Source organism: Rhodobacteraceae bacterium LMO-JJ12, assembly GCA_021555075.1.
Taxonomy (GTDB): domain Bacteria; phylum Pseudomonadota; class Alphaproteobacteria; order Rhodobacterales; family Rhodobacteraceae; genus JAKGBX01.
In genome coordinates, this window is the sequence record JAKGBX010000002.1 from 681,896 (window position 1) to 694,179 (window position 12,284).

12 protein-coding genes are annotated in these 12,284 nt (G+C 58.6%); 9 read left to right on the forward strand and 3 right to left on the reverse strand.

Annotated features, from left to right (window positions below; translation table 11 throughout):
- Positions 1-11 precede the first annotated feature (11 nt).
- The 7 genes from LZG00_15315 (at position 12) to LZG00_15345 (ending at position 7,048) form a co-directional block, all read left to right on the forward strand.
- Positions 12-1,205: an NnrS family protein gene (locus tag LZG00_15315; GenBank protein ID MCF3595365.1), complete on the forward strand. Its 1,194-nt coding sequence runs from the start codon at positions 12-14 to the stop codon at positions 1,203-1,205.
- 312 nt (positions 1,206-1,517) lie between these two features.
- Positions 1,518-1,970: a cytochrome c gene (locus LZG00_15320; GenBank protein ID MCF3595366.1), complete on the forward strand. Its 453-nt coding sequence runs from the start codon at positions 1,518-1,520 to the stop codon at positions 1,968-1,970.
- Between the two features lie 11 nt (positions 1,971-1,981).
- Positions 1,982-3,379: a cbb3-type cytochrome c oxidase subunit I gene (locus LZG00_15325; protein MCF3595367.1), complete on the forward strand. Its 1,398-nt coding sequence runs from the start codon at positions 1,982-1,984 to the stop codon at positions 3,377-3,379.
- Positions 3,380-3,384: 5 nt separating this feature from the next.
- A complete protein-coding gene (locus LZG00_15330) occupies positions 3,385-4,194 on the forward strand; it encodes a CbbQ/NirQ/NorQ/GpvN family protein (protein ID MCF3595368.1) in 810 nt (269 codons plus the stop codon).
- Between the two features lie 5 nt (positions 4,195-4,199).
- Complete coding sequence (locus tag LZG00_15335) at positions 4,200-6,167, forward strand: VWA domain-containing protein (protein ID MCF3595369.1); 1,968 nt, start codon at positions 4,200-4,202, stop codon at positions 6,165-6,167.
- 57 nt (positions 6,168-6,224) lie between these two features.
- On the forward strand, positions 6,225-6,776 hold the full coding sequence (locus LZG00_15340; GenBank protein MCF3595370.1) for a cytochrome c oxidase subunit 3: 552 nt from the start codon (positions 6,225-6,227) through the stop codon (positions 6,774-6,776).
- Between the two features lie 5 nt (positions 6,777-6,781).
- A complete protein-coding gene (locus LZG00_15345) occupies positions 6,782-7,048 on the forward strand; it encodes a cytochrome C oxidase subunit IV family protein (protein MCF3595371.1) in 267 nt (88 codons plus the stop codon).
- Between the two features lie 36 nt (positions 7,049-7,084).
- Here the strand turns inward: LZG00_15345 and LZG00_15350 are convergent, their stop codons facing one another.
- From LZG00_15350 to LZG00_15360, 3 genes are all read right to left on the reverse strand, one after another.
- Positions 7,085-7,789 (reverse strand): Crp/Fnr family transcriptional regulator, encoded by a 705-nt coding sequence (locus tag LZG00_15350; GenBank protein MCF3595372.1) that lies wholly within the window; start codon positions 7,787-7,789, stop codon positions 7,085-7,087.
- Between the two features lie 317 nt (positions 7,790-8,106).
- Entirely contained in the window at positions 8,107-8,775 is a 669-nt protein-coding gene (locus tag LZG00_15355; protein MCF3595373.1) for a Crp/Fnr family transcriptional regulator, read from the reverse strand.
- Positions 8,776-9,125: 350 nt separating this feature from the next.
- Positions 9,126-9,710 carry an XRE family transcriptional regulator gene (locus LZG00_15360; protein ID MCF3595374.1) on the reverse strand — a complete coding sequence of 195 codons (585 nt, stop codon included), beginning with the start codon at positions 9,708-9,710 and terminating at the stop codon, positions 9,126-9,128.
- Between the two features lie 122 nt (positions 9,711-9,832).
- Here LZG00_15360 and LZG00_15365 point away from each other — a divergent pair, with 122 nt between their 5' ends.
- The gene (locus LZG00_15365) at positions 9,833-10,981 is read left to right on the forward strand and encodes an FAD-binding oxidoreductase (protein MCF3595375.1); all 1,149 of its coding nucleotides are present in this window, start codon (positions 9,833-9,835) and stop codon (positions 10,979-10,981) included.
- Positions 10,978-12,264 carry a TRAP transporter large permease gene (locus LZG00_15370; GenBank protein ID MCF3595376.1) on the forward strand — a complete coding sequence of 429 codons (1,287 nt, stop codon included), beginning with the start codon at positions 10,978-10,980 and terminating at the stop codon, positions 12,262-12,264. The genes LZG00_15365 and LZG00_15370 overlap by 4 nt, the downstream gene beginning before the upstream one ends.
- The last annotated feature ends 20 nt before the right edge of the window (positions 12,265-12,284 follow it).

Genomic DNA, 12,284 nt, shown 5'->3' on the forward strand with positions numbered 1-12,284 from the left:
GCAGGCTCAAGATGAACATGATCATGCGGGTTTTTTCAGCGGGCTACCGGATATTTTTTCTGCTGGCGGGGCTGTTTGCGGTGTTCGCCATGTTGGTCTGGGAAGGGTATCTGGGCATTCATGCGGCCGGTGGTCTGGTAAGTGACCTGCCGTTTGCGATGGCACCGCACTATTGGCACGCACATGAGATGATCTTTGGTTATGGCGCCGCCGTGATTGCCGGATTTTTGATGACCGCCGCGCCCAATTGGGTTGGGGGCAAGGGGGCGGGTCATGGCTTCTTCCTGCTGGCTGCAGGTGTCTGGGTTCTGGGACGAATCGCGGTCTGGTCTTCGGGGATGTTGCCGCCGATGGTTGTTGCGGTGGTCGATCTTGCCTTTGTGTTGGTGCTTTGGGTGAGAGTTCTGATGCTTCTGATGCAAAACCCCAAACCGCAACAGATGATCTTTCTGGTGGTTCTGGCGTTCTTCTGGGGGGCGAATCTGCGCGTGCATCTGGAATGGATGGATTTGACCGGCGATGGCGCGGCCGAGGGGCTGCGGGCCGGGTTGCTGACAATTTCGGCGCTGATCATGGTGTTGGGCGGGCGGGTTACACCAGCCTTTACGCGCAATGCGATGATGAAAGCGGGAGCTGAATTCAAAGACCTGCCGAGTGATTTGAAACCGGCAATGATTGTGGCGATTGCCTGTGCGTTGGGCCTGCCATTGCTGGCGCTTGTTGATCTGGGCGGGCCGGTTTTTGGCGCCGTGGCGATTGCCGCAGGTCTGGCGGCGCTGGTGCGGTTGAGCCGTTGGCAGAGTTTATGGACAGTTCGACAACCGATTCTGTGGTCGCTGCATTTGGGATACGCCATGAACGCAGCCGGGCTGATCGTGCTTGGGCTTGCGGCGCTTGATATCGGCTCGGAGGTGGCGGCGTTGCACGTTTTGGGAATCGGTGCGGTCGGAGGCATGACTGTGGCTGTTATGTCGCGGGCGGCACTGGGTCATTCGGGACGCGCGCTTGTGGCGCCTTGGTCGGTGGCAATGGCTTATGTGCTGATTCCACTGGCTGCGATCGCGAGATTTGTGGCCTCGGGCTGGCCGGATTATTACTATCTCGGCGTTCTGTTTGCGGGGGCTTTATGGATCGCCGCTTTCGCTCTTTTTGTCATCGAACTCTGGCCGGTTTTCACCGGCGAGAGGAAGGGCGCTGTGGTCTAGAAGGCCCATGTAAGACAGGGGTCTGAGGGGCCTCGTGCTGCGGGTGAATTGCTGCGGCGCGTCGTTTCGCTTGGCAAAGCGGCAAATACGTAATGCTTTGACGAATCGCACAAAAAATAGTCACATTAACATGGAAACTAAGTCGCTCGGTACGCGCGGCGCCGCCAATTATTCAAATCTTGCCCTTGGAGACGGGAAGAGATGTTGAGCCTTTTTGTAATATTCTTGCCGAGTTGACTTTAGTTAAGGAACGTCGCGGTTCATCTGGCGCAATACAGCTTAGTCACACATGCAACGGGAAGGATGAACGCTATGCGTGAAGTCATGACCAAGAGCATGGCCCGCAATATTTTTTATGGCGGATCATTGTTCTTTATTATCGTATTTTTGGGCCTCTCGGCCCATTCCCACAGATATATTCTCAACACTTCGACCAACACCGAGACGTTGACCGAGAGTGTCGCCGCAGGCAAACACCTGTGGGAGAAACATAACTGTGTTAACTGTCACACGATCCTGGGCGAGGGTGCCTATTTTGCCCCCGAACTGGCCAACGTGATGACGCGCTGGGGAGTTGATGGCGAGCCAGAAGAGGCGTTTGACGCGCTGAAAGGCTGGATGGACGCGATGCCGACAGGCGTCGAGGGTCGGCGCCAGATGCCGCAGTTCAACTTGACGGACGAAGAATACCGCGAACTCGCGGACTTCCTGCTTTGGGTCAACACGATCAAAGCGCAGGATTGGCCACCGAATGATGCGGGCTGAGGAGATACGCCATGAAATATAAGACACAGAAAATCGCCCTGGCCTATTTCGTCACTGCAATGGCTCTATTTGCGGTGCAGGTGAGCATGGGTCTGATCATGGGTTGGATTTATGTCGATGGGAACTTCCTGACAGAAATCCTGCCCTTCAACATCGCAAGAATTCTGCATACGAACTCTCTGATTGTCTGGCTGTTGCTGGGCTTCTTCGGGGCCGCTTACTACTTGATCCCGGAGGAATCCGAGCGTGAGATTCATTCGACCAAGCTGGCCTATCTCCAGCTAGGTATCCTGATCCTCGGCACGGCAGGGGTCGTTCTGACCTATTTCTTCAACCTCTTTGAAGGAAACTTCCTGCTTGGCAAAGAGGGGCGCGAGTTCCTTGAGCAGCCAAAATGGGTCAAGGCGGGCATCGTCGTGGCCGCTCTGATCTTCCTCTACAACATCTCGATGACAGTGTTGCAGGGTAAGAAAACCGCGATTGCCAACATCCTGTTGCTGGGTCTCTGGGCCATTGCATTGCTGTTCCTCTTCGCCTTCTACAACCCTGCCAACCTGGCGTTGGACAAGATGTATTGGTGGTATGTGGTTCACCTCTGGGTGGAAGCCACTTGGGAACTTGTCATGGCCTCTATCCTGGCTTTCTTGATGCTCAAGTTGACCGGGGTTGACCGCGAGATCGTTGAAAAGTGGCTCTATGTTATCATTGCCACGGCTCTGTTCTCGGGAATCCTGGGCACGGGTCACCACTATTACTGGATCGGCATGCCCGGTTACTGGCAGTGGATCGGCTCGATCTTCTCGGCACTTGAGGTGATTCCTTTCTTCGGGATGATGGCCTTTACCTTTGTGATGGTCTGGAAGGGGCGTCGCGATCACCCGAACAAGGCAGCTCTCCTCTGGGCGCTGGGCTGTTCAACGCTGGCCTTTTTTGGTGCCGGTGTATGGGGCTTCCTGCACACGCTGCACGGTGTGAACTATTACACCCACGGCACGCAGATCACGGCGGCGCACGGTCACCTGGCCTTCTATGGTGCCTATGTCTGTATCAACCTGGCGATTATCACTTATGCGATGCCGATCCTTCGCGGACGTGACCCCTATAACCAAGTGCTCAACATGGCTGCCTTCTGGCTGATGTCGGGCGGGATGCTGTTCATGACCTTCACGCTGACCTTTGCTGGCACGGTGCAAACCCACCTGCAGCGCGTCAACGGCGAGTATTTCATGGACGTGCAGGATCAAATCTGGATCTTCTACGCCATGCGCTTTGGTTCTGGTGTTGCGGTTGTTTTGGGTGCGCTCTTGTTCATCTATGCGGTGCTTGTGCCCCGCAAAGAGTTGGTTCGCCCCGGCAAGCTGGAACGTGAGCGTCTTGAAAAAGACCCTGATCACGTGGCAGCGGAATGACCGGCATGAACGCCACATATGACAAGAAGGAGGGGGCGGCTGACGCCCCCTTCTATCTGCCACAGGGTGATGAATGCGAAATCTTCGCAGCCGCCCATGAAAACAATCTGCCGGTCCTTCTCAAGGGACCGACGGGATGCGGCAAGACCCGCTTTGTGGCCCATATGGCCGCGAGATTGGGACGCCCGCTCTATACCGTGGCATGCCACGATGATCTTTCCGCCGCCGACCTGATCGGGCGCTACCTGTTGAAGGGGGGCGAGACGATTTGGGTGGATGGCCCGCTAACCCGCGCAGTGCGCGAGGGTGCGATTTGCTATCTCGATGAGGTGGTCGAGGCACGCAAGGACGTAACGGTTGTGCTTCACCCGCTGACTGATGATCGGCGAATCCTACCAATTGATCGGACCGGTGAAGAACTGGAAGCGGCGCCTGGCTTTATGTTGGTGGCGTCATATAACCCCGGCTATCAGAATATCCTCAAGACGCTCAAACCCTCGACACGGCAACGTTTTCTATCGGTTGAATTTGACTTCCCGGCACCCGATTTTGAAATCGACGTTGTTGCGCGCGAAAGCGGATTGTCAGAGGATCAGGTGAAACCGCTGGTTCGGCTGGCGGGCAAGCTGCGCGATCTCAAAGGGCAGGATCTGGAGGAAGGGGTATCGACCCGTCTGGTGATCTATGCCGCGACATTGGTGGCGCAGGGCATGCCGATGGAGCGTGCCATTCTGGCCGCGATGATCGAGCCGCTGACCGATGACGCAGATGTCAAACGTGGGCTGCTCGACCTTGTGACCGCCGTGATCGGGTGACATCTGTGGCAGACGAGCTTGAAATCGAACCATGGGAACCTGAGGAAACCGTCGGGAAGCTGTGGCATCGGTTTGCCAGCCGCCTTGAGCTGCCGGAAATACATGAGGACGCTCGCGTTTCGCTGAGTGAAGTGGGCGGGCGGCTGGCGGTTCTTTTTCGCGGTCTTGGCGGTGATCCGGCTGTTGAGATCAAGCCGGTTGCCGATGAGAGAAGCGATCACCGGCTGTCGCTGACGCGGTGGCTGGGCAATGAGGCCGAAACCGTTGCGCGCGCCAGTTTTGACGGTGCGGCCCTTCGGCTGCCCGAAAATCTGGCGGTGTTTCCCGCGAGAGAGGCGAATGCGGCGCTCTATCTCTGGCTGGCGGTGGCGGCGGCGTCGGCTGTGGCACCTGAAGATATGCCGGATGATCTTTTGCAGGCCGATGTGATGGCGCTCAACGCGGTGCGTGCAACGATTGAAGCGGCGTTGGAAAACGCGCCGGGGTTTGTTGGGCTCTACGGTGATCTCTGTGGCGCGGCCCTGAGCCAACGCAACCGCCCGGCCTTGCCCAGTGCCGAGCGCGATATCGAACATGTGATCCGTCATATGTTGGGCGATCCTGCGCCTCTGCGCCCCAGTGCGGAGCGGCTTTGGGAGGCAATGTGCAATGCAGACCCGTCCGGGCTTGAAGCGCCGCGAAAATACCGACCATTTCTGCCGGTGGTGCTTTGGCCTGATCTGCGCGCGCTGCATCGCTCGGAGGCGCATGTAGGCGACGCCGAGCAATCCGAAGGGGCAGGCGGCGGCGAGCAGGAGCAGGGTGAGAACAGCCGTCGCGCGCGGCGGCGCAAGTCCGAACAGGCGGATCGAAATGACAGTTTTATCCTGCACAAGTTTGAGGCGATCCTAAGCTGGGCCGAGTTTATCAACCTCAACCGGCGGGTTGATGAAGACGACGAAGACGATGCCAAGAAGGCGGCCGACGATCAGGATGAAATTGGTCTGGGGCAAACTTCAAAGGCACCCGCGACGCGGCTTAAGTTGCACCTTGATCTCGCACCTGAAGATGCCGACCGCGAGGCGCTTGCAAGCAAGCATACTTATCCCGAATGGGACGCGCGCTCGGCAAGCTATTTGCCAGCCCATGCGCGGGTTTTGGCAACACGGCTGGAGGCGGGTAACGAAATCCCCTCGTTTCGCGAAGATCCGAAGGCGGCGGCGCGAATCCGGGCCGTTAAGCGACAGTTTGAGGCGCTGCGTCCAGGGCGGGTTTTGACCACCGGACATCTGGACGGTGATGATCTTGATATGGAGCGCGCGGTGCGTTCGCAGGTCGAGTTTCTGGCGACCGGGGAAAGCAACGAGCGGGTGTGGATGCAAAACCGCACCGAAAAGCGCGATCTGGCGGTGTCGATTCTTTTGGATGTGTCGCGCTCAACCGAAGCGGCGGTGCCGGGGCATGGCCATGACGGGCGCGCGGTGATTGATATTGAACGCGAAGCGTTGGCGGCGCTCTCTTGGGGGCTGGATGCCTGTGGCGACGATTTTGCGATTCATGCCTTCTCGTCACTCAAGCGGGATCGGGTCTATGTGCAGGAGGCCAAGGGTTTTAACGAGCCGATGAGCGCAATGATCGAGTCGCGGATTGCGTCGCTCAGACCGGGGTTTTACACGCGGCTTGGCGCGGCGGTACGCCATGTTTCACAGGATTTGTCCAAGCAGGCCCGCAAACGGCGGCTTTTGCTGGTGATTACGGACGGCAAGCCCAACGATCTGGACCACTATGAGGGCCGTCACGGCATTGAAGATAGCCGTATGGCGGTTCTGGAAGCGCGGCGGGCTGGGCATGCTGTGTTCGGAATTACTGTGGATCGGCATGGTAAATCCTGGTTTTCGCGGATATTCGGGCAGGGTGGCTATGCTCTGATTTCTGACCCTGAGAAGTTAACCCATGCGTTGCCACGAATCTATCGCGAGCTGGTTGGGGCGTGATAGAGAGCTGGGCGCGGCGAACATTTGACGACGCAGGAAGGCGCGGCAATGTCTGATATGTCTGACGAGAGCACACCGTTCGATGATCTGCCCGGAGATCTGATGATGTGGGTTCTGATCATTTCCGAACTGCTGGTCTTTGGGGCAGGTCTCTTGGCGTTTCTTGCGGTGCGGATCACTGATCCGGCGGGGTTTGCAGAGGCGCAATCGCATCTGCACCGCACAGCAGCCGGGATCAATACCGTGGTCTTGGTCACGTCGGGTTGGATGGCCGCGCTGGCGGTGCATGCGGCAGAGATCGGCCAAAGGGCGCGGGTGCGGCTTTTGCTGGCCGGGGCGGCGGCGTTGGGGGTGGTTTTTCTGGTACTCAAGGGCATTGAGTATGCCGACAAGGCGGCCGCGGGGATCACCTTTGAAACCCATCCGTTCTTCTTGTTTTACTATATGCTCACCGGGTTTCACGCCGCGCATGTGGTGGCGGGAATCGTCATCTTGGGGCTGGTGGCATGGCGCGCGCAGCCGCGCACGGTCGAGGTCGGCGCGCAGTTTTGGCATATGGTCGATCTGGTCTGGGTGATCCTGTTTCCCATCATCTATTTGCTGGGATGAGCGTGATGAATGAAAAAACCCAGTTCAAGCCGACACGCGCCTGGATTGTACTGATCGCCTTGTCGATGGGCAGCACGTTGATTGCACTCAGCGGTCAGAGCGGGTTGGTGCCAGCGCTGGCAATTCTTGTGCTGGCCTGGGGCAAGGCACGGGTGATCCTGCGGCAATACCTGGGACTGGCGCAGGCACCGGGTTGGAGCCGAGGATTTTCGCTGGTTTTGGCGATCTATATGATCGTCGCGATGGGTTTGACGGCTGCGGCTGGGGGCTAGGGGCGGGTCCGAGAATCAGGAAGGTCGGTTGTTCCTTCAGGGCCGTGTCCAGGCGACGGCGGGATCTTCTTCGGCATAGGCGCGCAGCCCGGCCATGTCCTTGATATTGGCCCTGTTCTGTTTGATCTGCACGCCGATCGGTTTGAGCTTGGCGAAAGCGCGGCTCAGGCTTTCGGGTTTCATCCCGAGACGGCCAGCAATCAAAACTTTGTCGTAAGGCAGTCTGACCTCGCAATAGCCTTCGTCGCAGGGTGCTGCCAATTCGCAGAGAAATTCGGCCACGCGCTGGGCGCCGGTGCGCGCTTTGAGTGCTTCGAGCTGTTCAACGAGGCTGTGCAGGTGGTGAAAAGTTGCCGACAAGACCGCGACGGCAACATCAGGCGAGTTGCGGATGCCGCGCAGGAAGATGTCGGCGTCGATCCTGATCAGGCGGCACTTGGTCACCGATTCGGCCGAGACCGGGTAGACATCCTTGCGAAAGGCCACTGCCTCGCCAAAGCTGCGCCCGCGGGTGAACACCCCGACGACGGCCTCGGCGCCGCTGGGTGCGACGCGGTAGAGTTTTACCCAACCGTCGGCGACGATGTAGATTGCGCGGGCGCGTTCGCCCTGAATAAAGATCGTTTGACCCCGATCAAAATTCACCAGATGCGATTCACGCAGAATACTGTCGGCTTCGGCTTCTGGCACTGCGGAGAGCAACAGCGACTGTCGGGCGAGGGTTTCCAGCTCGGGCGTCATGCTAAGAGGCTCCTTTAACACGGATGTGTTTTGAGATGAGAGGTCAGACGGGGAGTTGAACAGTTGTGCGGCGGCAGGTGGTTACGCGGATCGAAGGCCGATAAACCCCATTCGCGCCAAAAGCGCAACTGCTGAGCATGGTCTGATCGGGTTTGCAGCATCACTTTGGCGGTGGTCTTGAAGCGGGGAAGAATGGCCAATTGCCTGCGAAATGGCGGTTGTTTGCAGCAGGCCGTCAGCTGAGCGATGGCTTTGCGCTCGCCATGGTGCCGTTGGGTTGACCAAGCCAATCAAAGTTCGAGGCGCGTATTCGAAGTTCAGGCTCTTACCTCTCTGATCGGGGTTTTGTGGGGGTGGCCCCCTGTATTGAGAGCGATGCCGCCAGGATCAACCAGCACCGGTAGACGATGTTTGATGGCCTCCATGTCGGGCACCAGGTATTCGGTAGGCGACAGGAATTTGATCAGCCCGGTCTTTTTTACCCGGCTGAAAATGCGGCTGACCGTTTCGGGGTTAAGTCCGAGATAATCGGCGATATCTTCGCGTGTCATCTTGAGGCGTACGGGCGCGTCGTTGTGTTGGGTTCGGCGCTTGCGCAACGCCATCTGGGCGAGAAACAGCAAGACCCGTTCGGTCGAATCAAGGCGCCCAAGCGTTGAGAGATGCCGCATCGCGGTTTCGAGTCGATTGTGGGTAAGTTTGAACATTTCGGTCAAGAAATCGGGGTTCTGGCGCAGCGCCATGGCGTCGGCCGAGAAATCGAGAACACAGATCCGGGATTCCTCAAGCGCTTCAAGCCAGCAGGCTTCCTCATCGGTGTCGATCAGGCCGCAAATGATGTCGCCGGGCATTTCGATTCCGGTAATCTGGCGGCGGCCATCGGCAAAGGATGTGCAGATGGCTGCTGAGCCGCTGACAATAATCCAGAAGACGAAACAATTGCGGCCGCGGACTTCAAGCTTTTGGCCGCGTCTCAATTTGACCACGTCATGCCGCCGGGGGGACCCTATTGGACGAAAGTCACAGATCCGACGGCGGCAAGCGATGCAAGTTGCAGTGTCGATGGTAGCCTCCAGACAATACACTTTCTGTGACGCAAGAGGCGTCACTGCAATGTTGCGACGCCAACATGGCGCGCCGCAGGGGTTCTTTCTTAGAATCGTTTTATGCGCTCGATATTGCGCCCGCGCTGATCTGAATCAAAAGCCGCAGTATAGGTAGGGCGGCTTTCTGACATATACGTTCAGTGTTCACTGCTTTTTTTCAGGCCTGTAGGGCTGAAATGTAGATTCTTTGCCTGTAAGAGATTCCGAGGCGGGTGGGCGGTGTGTGGGGTTCAGCCCGGCACGCAAACCACCAGGATGCGCGCGTCTTGATCGCCGTCGGAGGCATAGAGATGGCCCACTGCGCTGTCGAAATAGAGGCTGTCGCCTTCGTGTAGGTGCACGGGTTCGCGGCCTTCGACAAAGACGCTGACCTGACCTTTCATCACCACGAGAAACTCCTGCCCGGGGTGGCGCACGAATTCTTCGAAGTCGACCAGTTGGCGCGCCTTGAGTGAGCCCATCATGGGGGTCATCGCCTTGTTCCAGAGATCGGGAAACAGCATGTCATAGACGTAATTGACAGTTTCCTGACGTTCGAATTCGCCCTTGCGGGCGACGGCGAAACTGCCCGGGGTGAAGCTTTGGCCGCTTTCATCGAAGAGCGCGGCAAGATCGACCTCGAGCCCACGTGCCAGAAGCATCAGCCGGTCATAGGTGAGAGAAATGATGCCACGTTCGGCCTTGGAGAGCGTGGAGATCGCAAGGCCTGAGCGCTCTGAGAGCGCGGCGAGCGTCCAGCCTTTGTCACGCCGTAGTTGGCGCAGGCGGCGGCCAAATTCCAGCCGGGAGGTGTCGTCGACTTCTGGCTCTGTCATGCTGTCAGACTAAGCGCAAAGCCTTCGAGTGCCAACAATTTTTCCAATCGGAAAAATTCTTCTTTCCAATTGGAAAATTGCTGCTACGCTTTTGCAACTTGTTGAATACCGGGGAGTGGGACGTGAGCCAGATCGAGACAGCTGATGTGATCGTTATCGGCGCGGGAATCGCCGGCGCCTCGGTGGCGGCCGAGTTGGCGCAGGCACAGGCACCGGGCGCGGAGCGTGTCATTCTTTTGGAGCGCGAGAGCCAGCCGGGCTATCATACCACCGGACGGTCGGCGGCTCTCTATACGACCGCCTATGGGCCGCGTTTGATCCGGGCGCTGACAAGGGCTTCGTATCGCTTTTACAGCGGCACGGGGCCGGGAGAGCCGCCGCAGGAATTGATAAAACCGCGCGGTTCATTGTTCGTGGCGCGCGACGATCAGGCCGAAACGCTGGCAGAATTACAAGAAGAGCTTGGGGCGGCTGTTGTGCCGATGAATGCCGCGCAACTGCGTGAGAAGGCACCGCTCTTGCGCGAGGGCTATGCCAGTGCAGGGGCTTACGAGGCGCTGGCTGCGGATATTGATGTGGCCGCGTTGCATCAACATTATCTGCGCCGCTTCAAGGCACGCGGCGGCGAGACGATCGCCCGGGCTGAAGTGGTCGCGATTGCACGCGATGGCGTCGATTGGGAAGTCGAGACACCGCAGGGAAGGATGCGCGCGCCGATTGTTGTCAACGCAGGCGGGGCTTGGGCGGATGAGTTGGGCGAGATGGCCGGGCTTGCGCCCTTGGGGTTGCGCCCGCTCAGGCGTACCGCGCTGATTGTCTCGCCGCCCCTTGGGGTTAAACCCGATGCCTGGCCGATGACAATTGATGTGGACGAGCAGTTTTATATCAAGCCGGATGCGGGTCGGCTTTTGATTTCGCCCGCCGATGCGACCCATTCGCCGCCCTGTGATGCGCAGCCCGATGAAATGGATGTCGCGATTTGTGTTGATCGGATTGAGACGGCGTTTGATCTGCAAATCCGACGGATAGAAAACAAATGGGCCGGGCTGCGCAGTTTCTTGCCCGATGGCAATCCGGTGGCGGGATATGACAGTGCCGGGGAAGGATTCTTCTGGCTGGCGGGGCAGGGCGGTTATGGCATTCAGTCGGCCCCGGCGATGGCGCGCGCTGCGGCGGCGCTGATCTTGGGGCGTGATCTGCCCGAAGATATCGCGGCAGAAGGTGTGCGTGCCGGGGCGTTGTCGCCCTTGCGGTTGGGTGCGACGGCATGATGCTGCTTGTCGCTCTTGCCGCTGCTGTCTTTCTGTTTTCCGGGCTGGCGATTGCCTATGTAATTGGCGGCGCGGCGGTTCTGGCGTTTCTGGCGACGGACAATGCGCGTTATCTGGCGATCCTGCCGCAGCAGATTTTCTCGAAGATTGATGTCTTCGCCCTGATGGCGATGCCGCTTTTCATTCTCGCGGGCGAGTTGATGAACCGGGGCGGGATCACCACCGCTCTGATCAACCTGTCGATGGCTTTGGTGGGGCGGGTGCGCGGCGGGTTGGGGCATGTGAATATCCTGACGTCGGTGTTTTTTGCCGGGATCAGCGGCTCGGCTGTGGCGGATGCGGCGGCGCTGTCGAACACGCTGGTGCCCGAGATGACGCGGCGGGGGTATTCGCTGAATTATGCCAGCGCGGTGACGGCGGCGTCGTCGATCATTGGGCCGATCGTGCCGCCATCGATCATTCTGATCTTTTACGGCGCTTTGATGGGGACATCTGTGACGGCTCTGTTTCTGGCCGGGATCATTCCGGGGCTGTTGCTGGCGGGGGCCTTGTTGTTGGTAAATGCGGGATTTGCGATGACGCAGGACCACCCGCGGGTCGAAAAAGAGGACATGCCGCCGTTTCTGCCAACCTTAGTGCATTCACTTCCCGCGATGAGCCTGCCGATCATTATTCTGGGCGGTATCGTTCTGGGCTGGATGACGCCGACCGAGGCCGCTGCGGTGGCTGTTTTCGCCGCTTTGCTGGCGGGTTGGTTTTACCGGGCGCTGACCGTTGAAGGGGTGATCGAAGGGTTGAAGCGCACGGCGATCTTGTCGGGGTCGATCTTTATCATCATCTGTGCCGTTTCCGCGCTGGGCCATCTTGGCGCGCTGGAGCGCTTGCCCGAGGCGATTTCAGACGCGGTGACGCGTTGGGGGTTGGGCCCGGTGGAATATATGCTGGCGTTGAACCTGATCTTTCTGTTGGCGGGGATGGTTCTGGATATTCCCGTGGCGCTGGCGCTCTTGGTGCCGCTCTTGGCGCCGGTGGCCATCGCGCAGGGGGCTGACCCTGTGCATCTTGGAATCGTGATATGCTTTAACCTCTGCATTGGCTTGGTCTCGCCGCCGCTGGGAGGGTGCCTTCTGGTGGTTTCGACAGTCACGGGGGTGAAGTATTGGGCGCTGGCGCGCACGGTCATTCCTTTTGTGCTGGTTCAGATCCTGGTGCTGGGGGTGCTGATCAAGTTTCCGATACTCAGTCTGGCGTTGCCGCGGGCCTTTGGGCTGGCCGGGGGATAGGCGCCAAGATGAAGAACAAA

What these genes read in the sequence shown, in the direction of transcription:
- LZG00_15315 (MCF3595365.1), top strand. Translation starts at nt 12, where the DNA reads ATGAACATGATCATGCGGGTTTTTTCAGCGGGCTACCGGATATTTTTT.
- LZG00_15320 (MCF3595366.1), top strand. Translation starts at nt 1,518, where the DNA reads ATGCGTGAAGTCATGACCAAGAGCATGGCCCGCAATATTTTTTATGGC.
- LZG00_15325 (MCF3595367.1), top strand. Translation starts at nt 1,982, where the DNA reads ATGAAATATAAGACACAGAAAATCGCCCTGGCCTATTTCGTCACTGCA.
- LZG00_15330 (MCF3595368.1), top strand. Translation starts at nt 3,385, where the DNA reads ATGAACGCCACATATGACAAGAAGGAGGGGGCGGCTGACGCCCCCTTC.
- LZG00_15340 (MCF3595370.1), top strand. Translation starts at nt 6,225, where the DNA reads ATGTCTGACGAGAGCACACCGTTCGATGATCTGCCCGGAGATCTGATG.
- LZG00_15345 (MCF3595371.1), top strand. Translation starts at nt 6,782, where the DNA reads ATGAATGAAAAAACCCAGTTCAAGCCGACACGCGCCTGGATTGTACTG.
- LZG00_15350 (MCF3595372.1), bottom strand. Translation starts at nt 7,789, where the DNA reads ATGACGCCCGAGCTGGAAACCCTCGCCCGACAGTCGCTGTTGCTCTCC.
- LZG00_15360 (MCF3595374.1), bottom strand. Translation starts at nt 9,710, where the DNA reads ATGACAGAGCCAGAAGTCGACGACACCTCCCGGCTGGAATTTGGCCGC.
- LZG00_15370 (MCF3595376.1), top strand. Translation starts at nt 10,978, where the DNA reads ATGATGCTGCTTGTCGCTCTTGCCGCTGCTGTCTTTCTGTTTTCCGGG.